An 18,803-nucleotide genomic window follows, 5' to 3' on the forward strand; every position below is an offset into this window, starting at 1 on the left:
GAAACGGGCGGGCGACCGCGTGGTGGTCGGTCGCGGAGAGCTGAGTGGAACTTACTTTCCGTGACGTGTGGGAGCCGCTCGGACCGCTCGCGCCGTCGGTCTACTGGCGGCGCCGGATCGCCGCGCTCGGGGTGGTCCTCGCCGTGCTCGGCGGGTTCGTCTGGGCCGTGGCGGGTGTGAGCGGCGGCGAGCCCGACCGCGCCACCGTCGAGGCCCGCGCCCGGGCGGCCGCCATGGCGAGCGCGCCGACGCCGGAGCCCGCCGCTCCAGCAGAGACCGGTGCTCCCGGGCCCATCGAGGCCGCGCTGCCGGCGGTCGTCCCGCCCGGCGGGGCGCCGGGCCTGGTGGCGCCGCCCTCACCCGGCGACGCCCTGTTCGCGCCCCCGGGCGGCGACGGCTTCCGCGGGTTCCTCCCACCCGGGGTGCCGACGGGCTCGGCGGGGCCGCTGCTCTCGACGCCGACGAGCACCCCCGCCCCGGTCGTGCCGCCGAGCACGACGCCGCCGGCCACCTCGACGCCGACCACCGAGGCCGCGCCGGCCGAGCCCCCGCAGGAGCGGGCGGCCGCACCCGGCCCGTGCGCCGACGGCGACCTGAGGGTCACGGCGCGCACCGACGGCCCGCGCTACGCCGCCGGCACGAAGCCGGTGCTGAGCCTCGTCGTCACCAACACCGGCAGCGCGCCCTGCGTGCGCGACCTCGACGCCGCCAAGCAGGCCGTCGCCGTCGTCGTCCGCCCCGGCGAGGGGCTGTGGGGGAGCAACGACTGCTCGCCCGGCGACACCGACGACGTCCGCACGCTCGCGCCGGGCCAGGAGGCGGTGTTCTCGGTGCGCTGGTCGGGCAAGACCTCGGCGCCCGGCTGCGCGGGCACGCGGACGGTCGTGCCGCCCGGCGACTACCAGCTGCTCGCCCGCCTCGACGGCATCGTCAGCGAGCCGGCGCCGTTCACGCTCGCCGGCTGACCGTACGCCGACCGGCCGGGCTCAGACCGTCTGCGCCGTGGTCAGCCCGACGCGCAGCAGCGCGCCCTGGAGGTCGTCGACCTCCACCGCCCCGAGCCCCTTCGGCGTGCGCACGTCGCCCGGCGGCACGAGCGCCCGACTGATGCCCAGACGGCCGGCCTCGGCCAGGCGTCGTTCGAGCGCGACCACCCGGCGGACCTCGCCGCCGAGCCCGACCTCGCCGACCGCGATCAGCCCGGGACGGACGGCCTCGTTGCGGAACGCCGACGCGATGGCGATGGCGATGGCGAGGTCCGAGGCGGGCTCGCGCAGCCGCAGGCCGCCGACCGTGGCGACGAACACGTCCTTGTCGTGCAGGCGCAGGTGGCAGCGTTCCTGCAGCACGGCGAGGATCTTGGCGACGCGCCCGCCGTCGAGGTCGGACACGACGCGACGCGGCGCGCTCTCCGAGCTGCGCGTGGCGACGAGGGCCTGCACCTCGGCCATGAGCGGGCGCTTGCCCTCCATCGCCACCGTGACCGCCTGACCCGCCACGGTCTGCACGCGCCCGCCGGTGAACAGCCCCGACGGGTCGCTGACCTCGGCGATGCCGCCGTCGTTCATCTCGAAGCAGCCGACCTCGTCGGTGGCCCCGAAGCGGTTCTTCATCCCGCGCACCAGCCGCAGTGGGGAGTGCCGCTCGCCCTCGAACGACAGCACGACGTCGACGAGGTGCTCGAGCGTGCGCGGCCCGGCGACCGCGCCGTCCTTGGTGACGTGTCCGATGAGCACGACCGGCAGGTCCCGCTGCTTCGCGAGGGCGACGAGCGCCGACGTGACCGCGCGGACCTGCGACACGCCGCCGGGCGTGCCGTCCACGGTGGCGGTGCCCACGGTCTGGACGGAGTCGACGACGAGCAACTCCGGGTCGACCGCCTCGACGTGCGCCGCGACCTCCTCCAGATCGGCCGTCGCGGACAGGAACAGGTGCGGCGCGAGGGCGCCGGTGCGCTCGGCGCGCAGCCGGACCTGGCCCGCCGACTCCTCCCCGGTGACGTACAGCACGGTGGCCCCCAGCCGGGCGCGTCGCGCGGCGACCTCGAGCAGGAGCGTGGACTTGCCCACCCCCGGCTCGCCCGCGAGCAGCACCACGACCCCGGGTACGAAGCCGCCGCCGAGCACCCGGTCGAGCTCGCCCACGCCCGTCGGGCGCGCCGTGGCCGTCTCGAGATCGACCTCGCTGATCAGCCGCACGGGGCTGGACGGGCGCGCCGCGGGGGAGGGCGGCACGCCGGTGCGGCCGCCGCCCGTCGCGACGGCGGGGAGGTTCGGGGCCTCCTCGACCGTGCCCCACCCGCCGCACTCCGAGCAGCGCCCCACCCACTTCGCGGACGCGTGCCCGCAGGCGGTGCACTCGAAGCGGGGGGCGCGGGTCCGTGGGGGCACGGTCCGCACCGTAGGCCGGACCCCCGACAGCGCGGGGCCCGACGGGCGGATCAGCCCTCGGCGTCGCCCTCGCCGACGACGAGGACGGGCACGGACACGGTGCCGGCCTTCTCGAAGGTGAAGGTCACCTCGTACGTCGGCCCGGGACGGAGCTGCTGCGTGACGCCGGTGAGCACGATGCGCGCGCTGCCGCCCACGCGGACGAAGGGGTCGGGCGGGCCGACCGGGCCGGGGTCGTTGCCGATGATCCGCAGGGAGTTGTTGGGCGGGATCGTCGTCGGGCCCTCCGGCCGGGCGCTCACGGCGTACGGCGAGGTGACCGACACGAGCCGGTCCTCCGTCGGGGTCTGGTTGATGATCGTCAGACGCAGGGGGATCTCCGCACCCGCGGGCACGGTGTTGGTCGGACCGGCGTCGAGGGAGACGTCCCGCAGGAGGATGCCGCCGACCTGTCCGGCCGACCCGTCGGCCTGGGAGACGATGGTGTCGGTCTGGGTCACGGAGCCGGCGCTGCAGCCCCCGAGCGCGAGGCCCGCGGTCAGCAGCGTCGCGACGACGATCGCCGGTCGGGTCGCGCGCGGGCGGCGGCTCATGATCGGGAGCGTCCTCTCGGGAGGTGGGGCACACTGGTCTTCGGGCAGCGACACCCTAGTACCAGGTCGGCGTCCCGGCCTCGCGGGAGCGCGGGGTGCCGGGGCGAGCACGCCCCGATGCCTCTTGTCAAGTCCCTGACCTGCGAAGACGGCGCAATCCCCTGCGATGCCCGCCCGCCGGGCGTGTTAATCTGGGTGTAGCGAAAGGGGCTCGGGACACATGGTTTTCAAGGTCGGCGAGACCGTCGTCTACCCGCACCACGGTGCCGCTCTCATCGAGGCCATCGAGACCAGGACGATCAAGGGCGAAGAGAAGAAGTATCTCGTCCTCAAGGTTGCTCAGGGCGACCTGACCGTCCGGGTTCCCGCGGACAATGCCGAGATCGTCGGCGTCCGCGACGTGGTTGGCCAGGAGGGGCTGGATCGGGTGTTCGAGGTGCTGCGTGCGCCGCACACCGAGGAGCCGACCAACTGGTCGCGCCGGTACAAGGCGAACCTCGAGAAGCTCGCGTCGGGCGACGTGAACAAGGTGGCCGAGGTCGTGCGCGACCTCTGGCGCCGCGAGAAGGACCGCGGCCTGTCCGCGGGTGAGAAGCGGATGCTGGCCAAGGCCCGGCAGATACTGGTCAGCGAGCTGGCCCTGGCCGAGGGCACCGACGAGGTGGCGGCCGAGTCGCTGCTCGACCAGGTGCTGGCGTCCTGATCCGGTCCTGAACCGACGTGATGGCCGCGGTGACGCGGTGAGCGTCGCCGCGATCGTGCCGGCGGCGGGTCGAGGCGAACGACTGGGCCTCGGCCTGCCCAAGGCATTGGCGGTCGTCGGCGGGCTCAGCCTGGTCGCGCGCGCCGTCGACGGACTCGTCGAGGGTGGCGTGGACGCTGTCGTCGTCGTGGCCCCTCCGGGCGGCGAGGACGCGATGCGTCGCGCCCTCGGCGACCGTGACGTCACGGTGGTGCCGGGTGCCGACGACCGCGTCGGCTCGGTCTCGGCCGCCCTCGACGCGCTGCCGGCCGACGCCGACGTGGTGCTCGTGCACGACGCCGCGCGGTGCCTCTGCCCGCCGGAGGTCGTGCGCGCGGTCGTGGACGCCGTGCGTGCGGGACATCGCGCCGTGATCCCGGCGACACCCGTGGCCGACACGCTCAAGCGCACCGGCGCGGCGGGGCAGGTCCTCGCGACCGTCGACCGCTCGGACCTGGCCGCCGTCCAGACCCCGCAGGGCTTCGAGCCGGCGACGCTGCGCGCGGCCCACGACCGTGCCCGTGCCCGGCGCGACGCCGGCGAGCCGGTCGCGGCCACCGACGACGCCGGGCTCGCCGAGGATCTCGGTGTGACCGTCGTGACGGTCCCCGGCGACCCGCGCGCCTTCAAGGTGACCACCCCGCTCGACCTCGCGATGGCCGAGGCGCTCGTCACGGCGGGCCGGGCGTGACCATGCGCGTCGGCATCGGCACCGACGTCCACCCGGTCCGCGCCGGCGTGCCGTGCTGGGTGGCGGGCCTGTTCTGGGAGGGCGTCGACGGCTGCGCCGGGCACTCCGACGGCGACGTCGCCGCCCACGCGCTGTGCGACGCCGTCCTGTCCGCGTGCGGCCTGGGCGACCTGGGCGCGGTGTTCGGCACCGGGCGTCCGGAGTGGTCCGGGGCGTCCGGGGTCCGGCTGCTCGGCGAGGTGCGCGCGCTCGCCACGGCCGAGGGGTGGGCGCTGGGCAACGCCGCGGTCCAGGTGATCGGCAACGCCCCGAAGATCGGCACCCGCCGCGCCGAGGCGCAGACGGCACTGTCGGAGGCGCTCGGGGGCCCGGTGGCCGTGTCGGGCACGACCTCCGACGGGCTCGGGCTCACCGGTCGGGGAGAGGGTCTCGCGGCCGTCGCGACGGCTCTGCTCGTCCCGGCCTGAGGTCGCCCGCCGAGTTCCTCCGAACGGCACCCACGGCTCGCCCGCGGTTCCTACGATCCGCGAGGGGAGGTGGGCCGGTGTTCACGACCAACTGGCAGGGGAAGAGCCACCAGGAGATCTACGACCAGGTGAACGGCGGTCCCGCCAGCGGCGTCCCCGGCGACGGGTTCGTCGACAGCGGTCAGTCGTGGCACCGGCTGGTCGGGCGGATGCAGCGCGTCGCCGACACCGTCGACGCCGCCGGCTCGAGCCTGCGCGCGAACTGGCAGGGGCAGGCCGCGGAGTCCGCGGACCGGTCGATCCACCCCCTCAAGCCCTGGGTCGACCAGGCGCGCGCCGTCGGCCGCGCCGTCGGCAGCGTCTCGCACGAGCAAGCCGCCAACCTCCAGGACGTCCGCCTCGCCATCCAGGCGCCGACGCCCGCGCGCGCCCCTGCCGCTCTCGGGTGGGGCGACGTCTTCGGGTCGGCGGGTCCCCTCGGCAGCGACTACCAGAACGCGCTCGCGGCGCAGGCGGAGGGCGAGCGGGCCGCCCAGCAGACCATGGAGCGCTACCAGCACTTCAGCGCCGACCGGATGACCACGCTGCCGCAGTTCGCCGGCCCCGTCGGCCCGCAGATCACGCCGGCCGACCTGTCGGTGGGCGGTGGCGCCGGGCCCGAGGGCGGCGGGGCGGGCGGTGCTGGTGGTGGAGGCGGTGGTGCTGGCGGTGGTGCTGGCGGTGGTGCTGGCGGCGGCTCCGGGGTCGGCGGAGGGGCCGGTGCGGTGCCCGGAGCTGCCGGTGGTGCCGGTGGCGGTCTTCCGCCGGGCGCGGGAGGTCCTGCCGGCGGTGTTCCCGGCGGTGCTGCCGGGGGAGGCGGCGGCGGAGCAGGCACGGGCGCCGCGGCCCCGGTCGTGCCGTCGCCGACGACGGCGGCCGGGACGCCGGCCCCGAACGGGGTCCCCGCGGCCCCGGGTGGCGCGGCGGGGGTACCGGGCGCGGGTGGCGTGCCCGCCGGGAGTGCGCCGGGTGCGGGAGGGGGGCCGGCGCCGTCGTCCCGCCCGTCGGCGCCGTGCCGGGCGGCGGAGGACCTGGCGGGGGCGGTGGCAGCGGTGCCGGCCGGATCCCGCCGGGCCCGTCGACCGGTGCGGGCAGACCCGGTATCCCGGGGAGCTCGGGCCTACCGGGCAGCTCGGGGACCACGGGCGGCTCGACCTCGGGAGGGCTGGTGCCGGGCGCGCGGGTCGGCGGTGGCGTCGGGGGCGGGGCCGGTGGTGGCGTCGGGAGTGGGGCTGGCGGGGTCGGTGCCGGCGGTGTCGGTGGAGGTGGTGTCGGCGCCGGCCCGGGTGCCGCCGGGGGCACGGGACGCGGCGGCGTCGGTGGGGGAGCCATCGGTGGCGGCGGCACCGGCGAGGTCGGCGCGCGCACCGGGGTCGGCGGTGGTGGCGCCGTGGCGGAGACGGCCGCGGTCCGCGCGGCCGGGGCTGCCGCCGAGGGGCGCGGCGGTGCGGTCCCGATGATCCCGCCGGGCGGCATGGTCGGTGGCCAGGGTGGCGGCGGGGACCGGCGCCGCCCCGACTACCTCCACGAGGACGACCCCGACGCCATCGCGGGCACCCTGCCCGCGACGACACCCCCGGTGCTCGGCGAATGACGATCGGGATTCGGGGCGGCGTGCACCTCGACGTCGGCCAGTACCTCGCGCTGTGGCGCCATCTCGGCCTCGGCGAGCACCCGCTCCTGCTCTCCGTCCTCGACCACGGCCGCACCTACGCCGAGCGCGACGCCCTCGATGCCGCGGCCCGCGACCGGCTCGCGGCCCACGGTCTGCTCGAGGACCCGTCCCTCGCCGACATGCTGTCCGTTCTCGCCACCCCCGCCCGCGAGGTCGACGTGCGGGTGCTCGCCGAGGGCGCGCCACCGCTCGACGTCCTCGCCGCGACGCGGGGCGCGCTCGGCGTCGTGGCGTGGCTAGTCCCCGGCGGTCTGCGCCTCGATGCCGCCGACCCGGACGACCTCGCCGGCGCACTGCTCGCCCGCCTCCCCGACCGGCCCGCCGCCTCCGGCGTCCCGATGTCCCTGCCCGCCGACGCCCTGCTCGGCGACGGGGTCACCCTCGACGAGCGCGCGCGCCGCCTGCGCCGCGCCGGCGTCTCCGCGCACCACGTCGAGCGACTGCGCGCGATCTGGGCCACGCCGCCCGAGCGGAGCGTCACCTTCGGGGTCGCGGTCCGTGACGCGGCCGGTGTCCGGCGTCGCGGGCCCCGCGTGGTCACCGTGCTGGACACGGCGACCGGCCGCCTCGCGATGGGGCCCGACGCCTCGGGCTCCCGCATCGTGGTGCGCCCGACCGACCGCCCCCGCCTGCGCGCCGAGCTCGCCGCCCTGCTCGAGGGTCACGAGCGCGACGTCGCCGCGAGCTCTCGTCGCCGGTAGGACCGACTTCGCCCGATGCTTCGGTTTTCGAAGCATTCTGCGCCAGGGGTGGCGGCTCGACGGCCCGTCCGCTGGAGGCGTCCTCGCTGCGCTGCGGAAGCTTCGGTTTTCGAAGCGTCCTGCGCCGGCGGTCGCGGCTCGACGGCCCGTCCGGCGGAGGCGTCCTCGCTGCGCTGCGGAAGCTTCGATTTTCGAAGCTTCCTTGTCAGGGGTCGAACGACCGGACGCTCAGCGCAGGACCGCTCGCACGGCCGCCGGGGCGTCCGAGGGCCGGAGCAGCGGCACCGAGCGCCCGCCACCCGCGGCGGCGATGCGGGCGCACGACGTCCGCGCCTCCTCGTCGTCCACCGTCACCAGCGTGTGCACCCGCGCGGCGCCGGAGGCCCCGGCGATCGGGGCCGGGTCCTCGCCCTCGTTCCAGGCGCCGTCGGTGAGCACGAGGACGTCGGCGTGCGGCACCCGCGCAGCCGTGGCCTGCGCGAGGGCGGTGCGCAGGCCGAGCGCGAGGTCGGTGGTGGAGCCGCCGCGCAGGTCGAGCAGCGAGTCGAGCACCGCGGACGTCGGCGCGGGGGAGTGCAGGTGACGCAGCACCACCGCGCGCGACCAGAACGCGATCACCGCGAGCTCGTCGTCGGTGCGCAGCCCGGCCGCGAGGGCGCCGGCCGTCGTCACCGCCGTGGTCAGCGGCTTGCCGGCGACCGAGCCGGACGCGTCGACCAGCAGCACGATCGCCCGTCCCGGCGAGCGCCAGCCGCGCCAGCGGAGGTCTTCGGCGCGGATCGGCCGGTGCTCCAGGGACTGCTCGAGGGTGGCGTCGAGATCCAGGTCGAGCCCGTCACCGGTGACGGTCGCGAGCCGGGTCGAGCCCCGTCGCTCCGTCTCGCCCGCCCGGGCCGGGGGCACGAGCAGGCGGACGGCGAGGCGCCGCGCCTTCGCCCGCAGCAGCGGGTCGGTGGCGCGGGCGAGGTCGGCGAGCAGGTCGATCGTCCCGTCGGCGTCCTCGCCGAAGGCCCCGGCGGTGGCGGCCTCGTCGAGCACCCCGACCGTCGGGCTCACGCTCTGGAGGTCGTCGTGACGACGCTGCAGGTCGGCGCGGGTCTCGGTGCGGCGGGCCTGGTCGCGCAGCAGGTCGGCGACCTCCCGGGGATCCGACACCACCTTCGGCGGCGCCCCGGGCGAGCGGCCCGCCTGCGGGGGCGGCGAGCCTCCGGGGCTCAGGCTTTTCCCTCGCCACCACCCTCGGCGCCGACGCGCTCGTCGACGGGCGCGCTCGCCGCCCACAGGTCGGCGACGACCTCCTCGACGGTGCGCGTCGAGCCCTCGAGTAGCTGCACGCGCCCGGAGAGGGCGGCCAGCGCGGCGTCGGTGCCGGTGGTCTCGGCGTTCGGGGCCAGCCGTCCGGCGAGCCCCACGTCGCGCAGCTCGGCCAGCGAGGCCGCGACGGCCACGAGGTCCAGCGCGCCGCGCACCGAGGAGCCCAGGCGCAGGTCGGGGTGCTCGCGGGTCGCCCGCGTGGCCCGCACCGCGCGCGCGACGAAGCCCTCGTCGACGACGCCGTGGTCGCGACGGACGATCGCGGTCTCCTCGTCCGCGTCCTGGTGCACGAACCCGACACGGCACGACCGGTCGTAGAGCGCGGGCGTGATGCGCCCGGTGCCGACGGCGTCCGACGGGTTCATCGCCGCGACGAGGCGGAACGACGGCGCCGCGTCGACGATCCCGAGCCGCGGCACGTGCAGGCGCCGCTCGGAGAGCACGCCGAGCAGCACGTTGAGGGTCTCCTCGGGGACGCGGTTGAGCTCCTCGACGTAGAGCAGCGCGCCCGAGATCAGCGCCCGGACCAGTGGCCCGGGCACGAAGTTCTCGGGGGTGTAGTCCTCGGTGAGGACGCGCGACGGGTCGTGGTGGCCGACGAGACGCGCCGGCGAGAGCTCGGCGTTCCCCTCGACCAGCTCGAGCCCGACGCCGGCGCCCTCCGCGAGCGCGCGCAGCAGCGTCGTCTTGCCGGTGCCGGGCGGGCCCTCGAGCATCACGCTGCGGCCGGCGGCGAGCGCCGCGGCGATGACCTCGGACTCGCGCACGCGCCCGATCACCCGGGCCCGGGACGCGTCGATCATGGCGCGGACCGGCAGGCGGCCCGCGGTGGGCAGACGGGGGGCGGCCCCGGTGTCCACGAGGGAGACCGGGGCCGCGGAACCGTTCGTCACAGGGAGTCGATACCTCAGTCGAAGATCAGGACGCCGCGGATGTTCTTGCCGGCGTGCATGTCCTCGTAGCCCTGGGCCACCTCGTCGAGCTTGTACTGCTTGGTGACGAGCTCGTCGAGCTTGATCTTCCCCTTGTTGTACAGGTCGAGCATCTTGGGGATGTCGGCCTTGGGGTTGGACGAGCCGAACAGGGAGCCCTTGATCTTCTTCTCGAAGAGGGTCAGCTCGCCGATCGGGATCGGCACGCCCACCTCGGTGATGTCGCCGAGGCCGGTGACGACGACCGTGCCCTGCTTGCGGATCGAGGCGAAGGCGTTGCCGACGTGCTCGGGCTTGGTGATGCCGATGGTGACGATCGAGACGTCGGCGCCCTGGCCGTTCGTGTAGCCCTTGGCCAGCTCGGTGGCCTCCTCGATCGACTCGACGGCCTCGGTGGCGCCGAGCTCGAGGGCCTTCTCGCGCTTGAATGCGACGGGGTCGACGGCGATGACGTTGGCCGCGCCCGCGTGGGCCGCGCCCTGGACGGCGTTGGCGCCGATGCCGCCGATGCCCTGGATGATCACGGTGTCGCCGGGGGCGACCTCGCCGGTGTTCACGGCGGTGCCCCAGCCGGTGCCCACCGAGCAGCCGAGCAGGCAGGCGACCTCGAGCTTGGTGTCCTGCGGGACCTTGATCGCCGAGTCGACCGCGACGGTCGAGTACTCGGAGAAGGTCGAGATGCCGCACATCTGGCCGACGTTGCTGCCGTCCTCGAGGTGCAGACGGGTGGAGTCCTCGGTCCAGCGCGTGCCCGCGAGGAGGCCGGCGCCGAGGTCGCAGAGGTTCGAGTGGCCGGTGGCGCACCAGCGGCACTGCCCACAGGCGGGGAGGAAGGAGAAGAGGACCTTGTCGCCGACCTCGAAGCCCTTGGTGTTCGGGCCGACCGACTCGACGACGCCGCCGCCCTCGTGGCCCCCGGCGAACGGGTAGGTGCCGACCGGGATGTCACCGGTGGCGATGTGGTCGTCCGAGTGGCAGAGGCCCGAGGCGACCATCTTCACCCGGATCTCGTCCTGACGCGGGTCGTCGACCTCGACCGTCGCCGTCTCGTACTTGCCCGGGGCCTGGCGGACGAGGGACGTCCGGCACGTGATGGACAACGCTGACCACTCCTTGCGTAGCGGAACCGTCGAATGATGCAGCCGACTCTATGTCTCGCCTCACAGGTTGGGAAGAGGGTTACCGAACGATCGGTCGGTTGCGGTTCGGGTGCGTCCGTGGGATCGGATCCGCCGTTCCGTAGGATCCGGACGGTGAGCCTGCACCTGTACGACACCGCACGTCGCGAGCTGCGGGAGTTCCACCCGCAGTGCGCCGGCACGGCGTCGATGTACGTGTGTGGGGCGACCGTGCAGGGCGTGCCCCACGTGGGCCACGTGCGCTCGGGTCTGGACTTCGACGTGCTCCGTCGCTGGCTCGCCCACAGCGGCTACGACGTGCGGCTCGTCCGCAACGTCACCGACATCGACGACAAGATCCTGAACAAGGCCGAGGCCGCGGGCCGGCCCTGGTGGGAGTGGGCGGCGACGCACGAGCGCGCCTTCGCCGCGGCCTACGACGCGCTGGGCTGCCTGCCGCCGTCGGTGGAGCCGCGCGCCACGGGCCACATCACCGAGATGGTCGAGCTGATCGAGCGCCTCGTCGAGAGCGGCCACGCCTACGCCGTCGACGGCGACGTCTACTTCGCGGTGGGCACCTGGCCGTCGTACGGGGAGCTGTCCGGCCAGCGCGTCGAGGAGATGGAGCAGGGCGAGGGGGCCGACCCGCGCGGCAAGCGCGACGCCCGCGACTTCACGCTCTGGAAGGCCGCGAAGCCCGGCGAGCCGTCCTGGCCGACGCCGTGGGGCCGCGGGCGCCCGGGCTGGCACCTGGAGTGCTCGGCGATGGCCACCCACTACCTGGGCCCGCGCTTCGACATCCACGGCGGCGGCCTCGACCTGGTGTTCCCGCACCACGAGAACGAGCTCGCCCAGTCGCGGGCCGCCGGCGACGGGTTCGCCGAGTACTGGCTGCACAACGCCTGGGTCACGATGTCGGGCGCGAAGATGTCGAAGTCGCTCGGCAACACGCTGACGATCCCCGCGGTGCTCGAGCGCGTGCGGCCGGTCGAGCTGCGCTACTACCTCGTGGCGCCGCACTACCGCTCGACGCTGGAGTACTCGGAGCACGCGCTGGCGGAGGCCGCCGCCGCGTACCGGCGCATCGAGATGTTCGTGCACCGCGTGCACGACCGCGTCGGCGCCGTCGAGGTCGGGCGCATCTCCGACGCGTTCGCCGCCGCGATGGACGACGACGTCGCCACCCCCGCGGCGCTGGCCGAGGTGCACGAGACCGTGCGCGCCGGCAACGCCGCCCTCGACGCCGGCGACCGCGCCGGCGCGATGGCCGCCGCGAGCGCGGTGCGGGCGATGACCGGCATCCTCGGCCTCGACCCCGTCACCTGGGGCGACGCCGCCGCCGGCGGCGGTGCCGACGACGCGGCGCACCAGGCGCTCGGCTCGCTCGTCGACTCGCTGCTCGAGCAGCGCACCCGGGCCCGCGCCGAGCGCGACTTCGCGCGGGCCGACGCCCTGCGCGACGAGCTCACCGCGGCAGGCGTCGCCGTCGAGGACACCTCCGACGGCCCCATCTGGTCACTCAAGGACGGTGCCTGAACCCCATGGCCGGCAACTCCCGCCGCCCCGGCGCCCGCCGCAACCCGGGCTCGAAGAAGGGCCCGACGAAGGGCTCCGGCGGCAAGGGCCGCAAGAGCCTCGAGGGCCGGGGCCCGACCCCGCCCGCCGAGAAGCGCCCGAACCACAAGTCGTACCGCGGCGAGGGCGGGTCGAGCTCGGCGTCCGCGTCCCGGCGTCCCGCCACCGAGGAGCGCTCCGCGCCGCGCCGTGCCCCGGCGCGTCGTGACGACCCCGACGGCCCCCAGACCGTGCTCGGGCGCAACCCGGTGGTCGAGAGCCTGCGCGCGCACAGCCCCGCCATCGCGCTCTACATCGCCCAGAACATCGACGTCGACGACCGCGTCCGCGAATCGATCCGCAGCGCCTCCGAGCGCGGGATCTCGGTGCTGGAGGTGCCGCGCGGCGACATCGACCGGATGGCCGACGGCGCGGTGCACCAGGGGCTCGCGCTCTCGGTGCCGGCGTTCGACTACCTCCACCCCGACGACCTGCTGGAGGAGGCGCGCCAACGCGCCCACCTGCAGAAGGTCGAGCCGCTGCTCGTCGCCCTCGACGGCGTCACCGACCCCCGCAACCTCGGCGCCGTCCTGCGCTCGGTGGCGGCGTTCGGGGCGCACGGCGTGCTGCTGCCCCTGCGTCGGTCGGTCGGCGTGACGCCGGTGGCCTGGCGGACCTCGGCAGGCGCGGCCGCGCGTGTGCCCGTCGGCCGTGCGACGAACCTCAGCCGCACCCTGTCGGCGTGGCTCGACGAGGGCCTCGTCGCGGTCGGGCTCGACGGCGCCGCGGACGCCGACATCGACCACCTCGACGACGCCGCCGGCCCCGACGCCGCCCGCGGGCCCCTCGTGCTCGTCGTGGGTTCCGAGGGCAAGGGGCTGTCGCGTCTCGTCCGCGAGACCTGCTCGGCCTCGGTGTCGATCCCCATGGCCGGCGAGTTCGAGTCGCTCAACGCCTCCGTCGCCGCGGGCGTGGCCCTCGCCGAGATCGCCCGGCGGCGCCGCGGCTGACGTCGTGGCAACGAACGCGCCGTTCGCTGCTTGTAGGCGCACGAACTCCCCCTTCGCTCGCCCGGATCGTCCTGGCGGAGGGCGCCCCTCCCCGCTCTATCCGAGCGAAGGTGCCCTTCGGTCGGAATCCTCGGTCACCTCGGGCGACGACCCGGAGCGAGGCGCGTGCTCCCGCGGCACGGCCAGGTCGCTGTCGACCTCGCGACCCCGGAGCACGCGGGACTCGACGACCTCCCAGCGCTGCGCCTCCTCGCCCGCCCGCGACAGCGCCGCCCCCGACGCCACGACCCCGCCGTCGAGCTCCTTCGCGACCTCGGTCAGCCGCGCCGCCTCGTTCACCGGGTCACCGATCACCGTGTACTCGTAGCGGCGGGTGTCGCCGATGTTGCCGGCGACGGCCTCGCCGGCCGAGACGCCGATGCCCGCGGAGATGTCGTCGAGCTCGTCGGCGATGCGCCGCGCCATCTCCCGCCCGGCGCGCAGGGCGCAGCCGGCGGCGTCGTCGAGCGCGGTCGGCGCCCCGAAGATCGCGAGCGCGGCGTCGCCCTCGAACTTGTTGATCCAGCCGTCGTGCTGCTCGACCACGTCGATGACCACGGCGAAGAAGGCGTTCAGGGCCTCGACGACCTCATACGGGGGCCGGGTCGCGGCGAGGCGGGTGGAGCCGACCAGGTCGACGAACAGCACCGCGACCTCGCGCACCTCGCCCCCGAGCTCGACGTCGTTCTCCATGGCGGTGCGGGCGACGTCCTCGCCGACGTGGCGGCCGAACAGGTCCCGCACGCGCTCCCGCTCGCGCAGCCCGCCGACCATGGTGTTGAAGCCGGCCTGGAGCAGGCCCAGCTCGGTGGTGTCGAACACCGGGACCTCGGCGTCGTAGTCGCCGTCCTCGACCTGGCGCTGGGCGCGGCGCACGGCGAGCACGGGCGCCGCCGTCGACATGGCGGTGAGCACCGTGACCAGGAAACCCACGACGAGCGCGACCCCGCCGAGCACGAGGACGACGAGGGCGAGCCGGTCGGTGGTGTAGCCGCCGAACGCCAGCGAGGCCACGGCGGCGAGAAGGACGCCGACCAGCGGTACCGCGGTCCCGAGCACCCACGAGCCCACCGCGCGCAGCGCCACCCCGGGCAGGACGCGTCCCGAGGGCGGGCGGTCGTTGAGCACGCGCGCCACGTCGCGGCGCAGGACGCGCTCGACGAGTCGGTAGGTCACCGCGACCGTCGCCACCCCGCCGAGGGCCACGGTGATGCCGACCGACACGCCGAGCCGAGGGCTCGCGACGACGTTGATGAGCACGAAGACGACGACGGCCGCCGCCCACAGGACGGTCTGGACGGTGGCGAGCCGCAGCGGGCCGCGCAGCACCACGCGGCGCAAGCGCTTGCGCTGACGCCGCACGGCGCGGTCGTCGGCACCCGGACCCGGAGGCCGCGGGACCCGCATCCGGACGTGGCCCCAGACCACGCCGACGAGCACGGCGCCGAGCAGGTAGGCCCCGAACGCGACGAGGTTGCGCATCAGCGCGCCGGGGTCGTCCTCGACGAGCTCGCCGAGGGGCAGCACCCAGGCGGCGACGACGAGCACGACCCCCGCGCCCACGATGTTGGGGATGACGACGACGAGGGCGAGCGCGAGGCGCGTGACCATCCGGAGCCCGCGCTCCTCGGTCGCAGCAGCTCCCGACGCTCCGGACATGCGCGGACCCTAGCGGCGGGCCGTGGACCACCGACGTCACACCGCCGGGACGCTCACTCCCCCGTGGCAGGAACGGCGCGGCGGCGCCGCACGACGACCCACGCGACGACGTAGGCGAGCGCCGCGGCGACGACCACGGCCGCGAGGGCCGGGTGCATGTCCTTCGAGAGGCTCGGCGCGCGGTCCGGGCCGATCGCCCAGAGCACGAGCGGCGTCGCGAAGGCGACGGCGAGACCCGCCGCCCACCACCGCAGGGCGCGGAGCGCGACGTTGCGCCAGGTGCTGACGACGACAATCACGACCGGGACGACGGCGAGCATCGCGAACTGGCCCACGACCATGACGGCCACCGCTCCGGCGGCGATGGCGGCGGATCGCGGCAGGCGCTCCGTCGTGGATGACGGGCTGGAGACGGTGACGGGCATGGGACGCTCCCCGGAGTGTGACCGCTGCTCACGTCTGCGAGCACTGCTCTCAGGATGACAGTCGGCACGCCGAGCAGCAAGAGCACTGCTCTCGAAAGAGCGTCACCGCACCAGGAGCTGCACCAACGCCGCCACACCGACCACGACGATCACCCCGCGCAGCACCACCGGCGAGAGCCGCCGCCCGACGAGCGAGCCGATCACTCCGCCGACGATCGACCCGCAGGCCACGCACGCCACGACCGGCCACGACACCGGCGCCACCAGCGCGAACACGATCCCCGAGACGAGGTTCGCGAGCGTCGCGAGCACGTTCTTCACCGCGTTGTGCCGCTGCAGGTCGTCGTCGATCAGGAGGCCGAGCGTCGCGAGCAGCAGGACGCCCTGTGCGGCGCCGAAGTACCCGCCGTAGACACCCGTGCCGTAGGTCGCCGCCGAGACGGCGGGGCCGACGCGGGTGCGGGGCGCGCCGTCGGGGCGTCGCGCGGCCATCCGGCGCGAGACCCAGGGCTGGATGACCACGAGCACCACCGCCAGGGCGACGAGGACCGGCACCACGGCGTCGAACGCGTCCGGCGGCAGCCAGAGCAGCAGCACCGCGCCGGTGAGCCCGCCGAGCACCGACGCGACGGAGAGCCGGAGGACACGCCCGCGCAGACCCCGCAGCTCGCGCCGGTAGCCGATCGCGCCGGTCAGGGAGCCGGGCACGAGGCCGAGGCCGTTGGAGACGTTCGCGGTCAGCGGCGGGTAGCCGAGGGCGAGCAGGACGGGGAAGGTCACCAGCGTCCCGGAGCCGACGATCGTGTTGACCATCCCGGCCCACACGCCCGCGACGACGATGATCGCGGCATGCCCGAAGGTCAGGCCGGGGGTCACCCGGCCATGATGGTCGCGCGTGTCGCCCGCCGCCGGGTCCGCAGCGCCCCGAGGGCGCGGCACACCACATAGATCACGAACGCGATCGAGGCGACGAACGGGCTGATCGGCAGCCCGGCGTCGAGGGACGCGACGATCCCGCCGATCACGGCGACCTCGGCGAACACCACGGCGAGCACGGACGCCAGCGTCGGCGACGCCGTGACCTGCGCCGCGGCCGCGGCCGGCGTGATGAGCAGGCAGAGCACGAGCAGCGCGCCGACGATCTGCACGCCGAGGGCCACCGTCACGCCCAGCAGCACCGCGAAGACGATCGAGAGCGCGCGCACCGGCACGCCGCGGGCGGCGGCGACCTCGGGGTCGAGGCTCGCGAACAGCAGCGGCCGGCGGACCACCGCGAACACGCCGAGCACGACGACGCCCACGAGCGCGAGCGTCAGCACGTCGCCGACGTCCACGCCGACGATCTGCCCGACGAGCAGCCCGAACTTGTTGGCCGAGCGCCCGGTGTAGAGCGACTGGAACAGCACCCCGAGGCCGAGCCCGAACGACAGCAGCACCCCGATCACGGAGTCGCGCTCGCGCTGCGCCCGCCCGAGGGCGCCGAAGAGCAGGGCGACGAGCACCGCACCGACGAGGGCGCCCCAGCCGACGGCGTCGGTGCCGAAGACGAGCAGCGCCCCGGCGCCGCCGGCGAACGCCAGCTCGGCGGTGCCGTGCACCGAGAACGCCATGCCCCGCCCGACGACCACCGGGCCGAGCAGCCCGGACAGGACTGCGAGGACCACGCCCGCGATGAGCGCGTTGCGGACGAAGTCGAGCGAGAGGAGGTCGAGCGTGCTCACGGACCGCCCCCGGTGTGGACGAGGCGGTCCTCGGCGCCGACGACGACGATGCGGTCGCGCACCCGGACGACGTCGACCTCGGTGCGGTAGAGCTCGGAGAGCGTCTCGGAGGTCATGACCTCGTCGGGCGTGCCGATCCGGAACTGCCCGTCGACGAGGTAGAGCACCCGGTCGGTGACGGGCAGGACCGGGTTGAGCTCGTGGGTCACGAGCACCACCGCGGTGCCGTGCTCACGGCGGCGGCGCTCGAGCAGGTCGACGACCGTGCGCTGACGGGCGAGGTCCAGCGAGTGCAGCGGCTCGTCGGCCAGCAGCAGTCCCGGGTCCCCGACGAGGGCCTGCGCGATCCGCAGCCGCTGCTGCTCCCCGCCGGACAGCGCGCCGACCGGGGCGTCGGCCAGGTCCAGGGCGTCGACCTGCAGCAACGCCTCCCGCACCTTCCGGGCCCGCTCGGCCCGCCCGCGCAGGGCGGGCCCGAAGCGGTGTCCGTCGAGGCCGAGGCCGACGAGGTCCCGCTCGCGCAGCGGCGTGAGCGGGTCGACGTTCGTGTGCTGCGGGACGTAGCCGACGGTGGCGTTCCCGCGCCGCGGCGCGCGCCCGCCGACCTCGCACGTCCCGGCCGCCAGCGGGAGCAGCCCGAGCAGCACCGAGAGCAGCGTCGTCTTGCCCGAGCCGTTCGGGCCCAGCACGGTGACGAACTCGCCGGGCGCGACGTCGAGATCGAGCCCCGTCCACAGCGTGCGCCCGCCGCGGCGCACCTCGGCGCCGGACAGGCGGAGGGACGGGGTCGAGCTCATGCAGGGGCTCCCAGGGCGCGGGCGAGCTCGGTGCGGGTGGCGCCGAGCCAGGTCAGGTAGTCCTGTCCGGCAGGAAGTGTCTCGGTCACGTCGACGACCGGCACACCCGCGCCCGTCGCCGCGTCGCGCAGGCCGACGGTGAGGGGGGTCTCGGTCTGCGGGTTGAACACCAGCGCGTTCACCCCGCGGGTGCCGACGAGCTGGTTGGCCTCGGCGAGCGTCGCCGCCGGCGGGTCGGTCTCGTTCTCGATGGCCTCGCTGAACGCGGGCGGGGTGGCGTCGGCGACGCCCGCGCTCGCGAGCAGGTAGTGCGCGATCGGCTCGGTGGCGAGCACCCGCGAGCCGGGACGGGCCTGGCCGATCGCCGCGAGCCGCGCCGCCTCCTCGTCGACGCGACCGGAGAACGTGCTCGCCCGCTGGCGCAGCGCATCGGCCTGGGCGGGCTCGACGGCCGCGAGGCGGTCGGCGACCTGGGTGACGACGCCCTTGACCGCGGTCGGGTCGAACCACACGTGCTCGTTCTCCTGCGCCTGGTCGCCGCGCAGCGCGAAGGCCTCGACCGCGCGGCCCTGCAGGGCGGGGTCGCCATCGAGGATCTGCTCGACCCACTCGTCGTACCCGCCGCCGTTGTAGACGACGAGGTCGGCGTTCGTGATCGCCGCGGCGTCGGCGGGGGTGCTCTCGTACGAGTGTGGGTCGGCCGCGGGGTCCTGGATGATCGAGCGCACCTCGACCCCGGGGCCGGCGATCGCGCTCGCCACGGATCCCCAGACGTTGGTGGTGGCCACGACCGTCAGCGTCCGCCCCGGGGTCGGAGCCTGCGGAGCGGGGGTCGCCTGCGTGCCCCCGGAACCGCCGCAGCCGGCGAGCAGCAGCAGCGCGCCGAGCGCGAGGGCCACGACGGCCACGGGGCGGGGACGGACGGGCACGGGTGGG

The 18,803-nt window shown here is 75.4% G+C and carries 20 protein-coding genes; 9 read left to right on the forward strand and 11 right to left on the reverse strand.

Annotated elements, in window-relative coordinates; translation table 11 throughout:
* The first annotated feature begins 65 nt into the window (after positions 1-65).
* Positions 66-965: a DUF4232 domain-containing protein gene (locus tag PH191_RS18270; RefSeq protein WP_274196045.1), complete on the forward strand. Its 900-nt coding sequence runs from the start codon at positions 66-68 to the stop codon at positions 963-965.
* Between the two features lie 21 nt (positions 966-986).
* On the opposite strand, the gene radA is transcribed toward PH191_RS18270, so the two are convergent.
* Both radA and PH191_RS18280 read right to left on the reverse strand, forming a co-directional pair.
* Entirely contained in the window at positions 987-2,390 is a 1,404-nt protein-coding gene (gene radA / locus PH191_RS18275) for a DNA repair protein RadA (protein WP_274196046.1), read from the reverse strand.
* Positions 2,391-2,440: 50 nt separating this feature from the next.
* Positions 2,441-2,983, reverse strand: a complete 543-nt coding sequence (locus tag PH191_RS18280) for a copper chaperone PCu(A)C (protein ID WP_274196047.1) — start codon at positions 2,981-2,983, stop codon at positions 2,441-2,443.
* A gap of 220 nt (positions 2,984-3,203) precedes the next feature.
* On the opposite strand from PH191_RS18280, the gene PH191_RS18285 reads away from it, so the two are divergent.
* The 6 genes from PH191_RS18285 (at position 3,204) to PH191_RS18310 (ending at position 7,298) form a co-directional block, all read left to right on the forward strand.
* A complete protein-coding gene (locus PH191_RS18285) occupies positions 3,204-3,686 on the forward strand; it encodes a CarD family transcriptional regulator (RefSeq protein ID WP_116707106.1) in 483 nt (160 codons plus the stop codon).
* 37 nt (positions 3,687-3,723) lie between these two features.
* Positions 3,724-4,416, forward strand: a complete 693-nt coding sequence (gene ispD / locus PH191_RS18290; RefSeq protein WP_274196048.1) for a 2-C-methyl-D-erythritol 4-phosphate cytidylyltransferase — start codon at positions 3,724-3,726, stop codon at positions 4,414-4,416.
* A 2-nt stretch (positions 4,417-4,418) separates the two neighbouring features.
* Positions 4,419-4,883: a 2-C-methyl-D-erythritol 2,4-cyclodiphosphate synthase gene (ispF, locus tag PH191_RS18295; RefSeq protein ID WP_274196190.1), complete on the forward strand. Its 465-nt coding sequence runs from the start codon at positions 4,419-4,421 to the stop codon at positions 4,881-4,883.
* A gap of 77 nt (positions 4,884-4,960) precedes the next feature.
* A complete protein-coding gene (locus tag PH191_RS18300; RefSeq protein ID WP_274196049.1) occupies positions 4,961-6,382 on the forward strand; it encodes a hypothetical protein in 1,422 nt (473 codons plus the stop codon).
* Positions 6,379-6,516: a hypothetical protein gene (locus tag PH191_RS18305; protein ID WP_274196050.1), complete on the forward strand. Its 138-nt coding sequence runs from the start codon at positions 6,379-6,381 to the stop codon at positions 6,514-6,516. Before PH191_RS18300 ends, PH191_RS18305 begins: the two co-directional genes overlap by 4 nt.
* The gene (locus PH191_RS18310; RefSeq protein ID WP_274196051.1) at positions 6,513-7,298 is read left to right on the forward strand and encodes an ESX secretion-associated protein EspG; all 786 of its coding nucleotides are present in this window, start codon (positions 6,513-6,515) and stop codon (positions 7,296-7,298) included. Before PH191_RS18305 ends, PH191_RS18310 begins: the two co-directional genes overlap by 4 nt.
* Positions 7,299-7,526: 228 nt before the next feature.
* Here the strand turns inward: PH191_RS18310 and PH191_RS18315 are convergent, their stop codons facing one another.
* Genes PH191_RS18315 through PH191_RS18325 form a run of 3 tightly spaced genes read right to left on the reverse strand, consistent with a single transcriptional unit; the run spans position 7,527 to position 10,644 of the window.
* The gene (locus tag PH191_RS18315; RefSeq protein ID WP_274196052.1) at positions 7,527-8,453 is read right to left on the reverse strand and encodes a VWA domain-containing protein; all 927 of its coding nucleotides are present in this window, start codon (positions 8,451-8,453) and stop codon (positions 7,527-7,529) included.
* Positions 8,454-8,512: 59 nt separating this feature from the next.
* Complete coding sequence (locus PH191_RS18320; protein ID WP_274196053.1) at positions 8,513-9,505, reverse strand: AAA family ATPase; 993 nt, start codon at positions 9,503-9,505, stop codon at positions 8,513-8,515.
* 14 nt (positions 9,506-9,519) lie between these two features.
* Positions 9,520-10,644 (reverse strand): NDMA-dependent alcohol dehydrogenase, encoded by a 1,125-nt coding sequence (locus PH191_RS18325; RefSeq protein ID WP_274196054.1) that lies wholly within the window; start codon positions 10,642-10,644, stop codon positions 9,520-9,522.
* Between the two features lie 153 nt (positions 10,645-10,797).
* Between PH191_RS18325 and cysS the strand changes: the two genes are divergently transcribed.
* Together cysS and rlmB are read left to right on the forward strand one after the other, a co-directional pair.
* The gene (gene cysS, locus PH191_RS18330) at positions 10,798-12,198 is read left to right on the forward strand and encodes a cysteine--tRNA ligase (RefSeq protein ID WP_274196055.1); all 1,401 of its coding nucleotides are present in this window, start codon (positions 10,798-10,800) and stop codon (positions 12,196-12,198) included.
* 5 nt (positions 12,199-12,203) lie between these two features.
* Positions 12,204-13,226 carry a 23S rRNA (guanosine(2251)-2'-O)-methyltransferase RlmB gene (rlmB, locus tag PH191_RS18335; protein ID WP_274196056.1) on the forward strand — a complete coding sequence of 341 codons (1,023 nt, stop codon included), beginning with the start codon at positions 12,204-12,206 and terminating at the stop codon, positions 13,224-13,226.
* 96 nt (positions 13,227-13,322) lie between these two features.
* Here the strand turns inward: rlmB and PH191_RS18340 are convergent, their stop codons facing one another.
* The 6 genes from PH191_RS18340 to PH191_RS18365 form a co-directional block, all read right to left on the reverse strand.
* Entirely contained in the window at positions 13,323-14,924 is a 1,602-nt protein-coding gene (locus tag PH191_RS18340; protein ID WP_274196057.1) for an adenylate/guanylate cyclase domain-containing protein, read from the reverse strand.
* A 53-nt stretch (positions 14,925-14,977) separates the two neighbouring features.
* Positions 14,978-15,349 carry a hypothetical protein gene (locus PH191_RS18345; RefSeq protein WP_274196058.1) on the reverse strand — a complete coding sequence of 124 codons (372 nt, stop codon included), beginning with the start codon at positions 15,347-15,349 and terminating at the stop codon, positions 14,978-14,980.
* A gap of 102 nt (positions 15,350-15,451) precedes the next feature.
* Positions 15,452-16,213, reverse strand: coding sequence for a sulfite exporter TauE/SafE family protein (locus PH191_RS18350; protein ID WP_274196191.1), 762 nt, complete (start codon positions 16,211-16,213; stop codon positions 15,452-15,454).
* Positions 16,214-16,221: 8 nt separating this feature from the next.
* Positions 16,222-17,070: a metal ABC transporter permease gene (locus PH191_RS18355; RefSeq protein ID WP_274196059.1), complete on the reverse strand. Its 849-nt coding sequence runs from the start codon at positions 17,068-17,070 to the stop codon at positions 16,222-16,224.
* Entirely contained in the window at positions 17,067-17,867 is an 801-nt protein-coding gene (locus PH191_RS18360; protein WP_274196060.1) for a metal ABC transporter ATP-binding protein, read from the reverse strand. Before PH191_RS18360 ends, PH191_RS18355 begins: the two co-directional genes overlap by 4 nt.
* The gene (locus tag PH191_RS18365) at positions 17,864-18,796 is read right to left on the reverse strand and encodes a metal ABC transporter solute-binding protein, Zn/Mn family (RefSeq protein WP_274196061.1); all 933 of its coding nucleotides are present in this window, start codon (positions 18,794-18,796) and stop codon (positions 17,864-17,866) included. Before PH191_RS18365 ends, PH191_RS18360 begins: the two co-directional genes overlap by 4 nt.
* Positions 18,797-18,803 lie beyond the last annotated feature (7 nt).

The sequence above is a fragment of the Actinomycetospora callitridis genome, assembly GCF_028737265.1.
Classification (GTDB): Bacteria; Actinomycetota; Actinomycetes; order Mycobacteriales; family Pseudonocardiaceae; genus Actinomycetospora; species Actinomycetospora callitridis.

Excerpts from the sequence above, each read along its gene's own strand:
- PH191_RS18280 (WP_274196047.1), bottom strand. The coding sequence starts at position 2,983 with ATGAGCCGCCGCCCGCGCGCGACCCGACCGGCGATCGTCGTCGCGACG.
- PH191_RS18285 (WP_116707106.1), top strand. The coding sequence starts at position 3,204 with ATGGTTTTCAAGGTCGGCGAGACCGTCGTCTACCCGCACCACGGTGCC.
- ispF (WP_274196190.1), top strand. The coding sequence starts at position 4,419 with ATGCGCGTCGGCATCGGCACCGACGTCCACCCGGTCCGCGCCGGCGTG.
- PH191_RS18305 (WP_274196050.1), top strand. The coding sequence starts at position 6,379 with ATGATCCCGCCGGGCGGCATGGTCGGTGGCCAGGGTGGCGGCGGGGAC.
- PH191_RS18310 (WP_274196051.1), top strand. The coding sequence starts at position 6,513 with ATGACGATCGGGATTCGGGGCGGCGTGCACCTCGACGTCGGCCAGTAC.
- rlmB (WP_274196056.1), top strand. The coding sequence starts at position 12,204 with ATGGCCGGCAACTCCCGCCGCCCCGGCGCCCGCCGCAACCCGGGCTCG.
- PH191_RS18340 (WP_274196057.1), bottom strand. The coding sequence starts at position 14,924 with ATGTCCGGAGCGTCGGGAGCTGCTGCGACCGAGGAGCGCGGGCTCCGG.
- PH191_RS18345 (WP_274196058.1), bottom strand. The coding sequence starts at position 15,349 with ATGCCCGTCACCGTCTCCAGCCCGTCATCCACGACGGAGCGCCTGCCG.
- PH191_RS18360 (WP_274196060.1), bottom strand. The coding sequence starts at position 17,867 with ATGAGCTCGACCCCGTCCCTCCGCCTGTCCGGCGCCGAGGTGCGCCGC.